Annotated in this window: 3 protein-coding genes; 1 reads left to right on the forward strand and 2 read right to left on the reverse strand. The window is 66.3% G+C overall.

The annotated features are described in order from the left end of the window. A partial coding sequence (locus JOZ76_RS26500) for a hypothetical protein (RefSeq protein ID WP_291703674.1) occupies positions 1–225 on the forward strand: 225 nt, incomplete at its 5' end. Between the two features lie 112 nt (positions 226–337). On the opposite strand, the gene groL is transcribed toward JOZ76_RS26500, so the two are convergent. Together groL and groES are read right to left on the reverse strand one after the other, a co-directional pair. Then, entirely contained in the window at positions 338–1963 is a 1626-nt protein-coding gene (groL, locus tag JOZ76_RS26505; RefSeq protein WP_291703675.1) for a chaperonin GroEL, read from the reverse strand. A gap of 28 nt (positions 1964–1991) precedes the next feature. Next, positions 1992–2282 carry a co-chaperone GroES gene (groES, locus tag JOZ76_RS26510; RefSeq protein ID WP_291703676.1) on the reverse strand — a complete coding sequence of 97 codons (291 nt, stop codon included), beginning with the start codon at positions 2280–2282 and terminating at the stop codon, positions 1992–1994. Positions 2283–2352 lie beyond the last annotated feature (70 nt).

Below are 2352 nucleotides of genomic sequence, written 5' to 3' on the forward strand. Positions count from 1 at the left end.
AAGCTGTCGGTGATCCACCGGCTGTTGGACCTTCGAGCCGGTCGCTCGCGAGCGTTCCTCGAGGGTGGTTATGAGCCTCTGGAGGCCGATGAGGGTGTGTGTGGGTTTGTCAGAGGGGGCGAGGTGGCCGTCGTGGTCGCCGTGCGCCCGGGCGTCGAGGTGGCGCCACCGGGCCGTTGGCGCCAGGTCGTGGCGGAGCCCGGGATCTCGGTCTCCGAACGGTGACTTTGGCGTTTCGCATCGCTTAGGCGGACGACCTTCGCCAATCCCCGTGAATAACGAGGGCCCGGCGGTCGCAACCACCGGGCCCACGTAGACACTCGCCTGTTAGAGCGAATTACATCATCCCTGACATGTCGGGCATGCCGCCCGCGCCTGCGGTCTCCTTCTCCGGGACCTCGGCGACGATCGCCTCGGTCGTGAGAATGTTCTTCGCGATCGACGCGGCGTTCTGAAGCGCCGAGCGGGTGACCATCGCGGGATCGATGATCCCTGCGGCGACCAGATCGACGACCTCGCCGGACTCGGCGTTCAGGCCATGGCCCTTCTTGGCCTTGCGGACGTCGTTGACGACGACCGAGCCCTCCAAGCCCGCGTTGTCCGCGAGCTGGCGCAGCGGCTCCTCGAGCGCGCGGTGCACGATCTTCGCGCCGGTGCGCTCATCGGCCTCCTCGAGCGCCTCGGACTTGATCGCCGCCTGCGCCGCCAGCAGCGCGACGCCGCCGCCCGGCACAATGCCCTCCTCGAGGGCCGCGCGAGTGGCCTGCAGCGCGTCCTCGACGCGATGCTTCTTCTCCTTCATCTCGGTCTCGGTGGCCGCGCCGACCTTGACCACGGCGACGCCGCCGGAGAGCTTGGCCAGCCGCTCCTGAAGCTTCTCGCGGTCGAAGTCCGAGTCGGTGTTCTCGACCTCGGTCTTGATCTGGTTGATGCGACCCTTGATGCCCTCGGTGTCGCCGGCGCCGTCGACGATCGTCGCGGTGTCCTTGGCCACCACCACGCGGCGGGCGCGACCCAGCTGCGAAAGCTGAGTGTTCTCGAGCTTCAGGCCCATCTCCTCGGTGATCACCTCGCCGCCGGTGAGGATCGCGATGTCCTCGAGCATGCGCTTGCGGCGATCGCCGAAGCCCGGCGCCTTGACCGCAACGCCAGTGAACGTGCCGCGGAGCTTGTTGACCACGAGCGTCGCGAGCGACTCACCCTCGACGTCCTCAGCGATGATCAGCAGCGGCTTGCCCGACTGGATCACCTGCTCGAGCACAGGCAGGATGTCGCGCACGGAGCCGATCTTCTGGTTGGCGATGAGGATCATCGGATCCTCGAGGACAGCCTCCATACGATCCTGGTCGGTGACCATGTAGGGCGAGATGTAGCCCTTGTCGAACTGCATGCCCTCGGTGAACTCGAGGTCCATGCCGAACGTCTGGCCTTCCTCGACGTTGACCACGCCGTCCTTGCCGACCTTGTCGATCGCGTCGGCGATCACGTCGCCGATCTCCTCGTCGCCGGCCGAGATCGTCGCCACGCGCGCGATCTGGTCCTTGCCGGAGATCTCCGTCGACTGCGACTCGATGTTCTTGACGACGTCGTCGACCGCGCGCTCGATGCCGCGCTTGAGCGCCAGCGGGTTGGCTCCGGCGGCGACGTTCTTGAGGCCCTGGCGAACGATCGCCTGGGCGAGCACGGTCGCCGTCGTGGTGCCGTCGCCGGCGACGTCGTTGGTCGCCGTCGCCACCTCGCGCACGAGCTGCGCGCCTTGATTCTGGAAGACGTCCTCGACCTCAATCTCCCGCGCGATCGTCACGCCGTCGTTGGTGATCGTCGGCGCGCCGAACTTCTTGTCGAGGACTACGTAGCGGCCCTTAGGGCCAAGCGTGACCTTGACGGCGTTTGCCACCGCGTCGACGCCCGCCTCGAGCGCCTTGCGGGCATCCGCCTCGTACTTCAGTTCCTTGTGTGCCATCTGTGTGTGTCTCTCCTAAAAGGACGGGCTACTGGACCTTGGCCAGCACGTCTGACTCGCGGAGGACGAGGAGCTCCTCGCCATCCACCTTGATCTCGGTGCCGCCGTACTTGCTGTAGAGGACCTCATCGCCCTCGGCTACGTCGAGCGGAACCCGCCGCTCGCCGTCCTCATCCCAGCGACCTTCGCCGACCGCGAGCACCTTGCCCTTTTGGGGCTTTTCCTTGGCGGTATCGGGCAGGACGATGCCACTGGCGGTGGTCTCCTCCTCCTCGATCGCCCGCACGATCAGTCGATCGCCGAGGGGCTTGAGCTTCATCTATGAAACCTCCGAAATGGGGATGGGTGCCGAATGTGCAGCCTTGGCACTCTGCTAGCGAGAGTGCCAG

Source organism: Bradyrhizobium sp. (assembly GCF_019244115.1).
Lineage (GTDB): Bacteria > Pseudomonadota > Alphaproteobacteria > Rhizobiales > Xanthobacteraceae > Bradyrhizobium.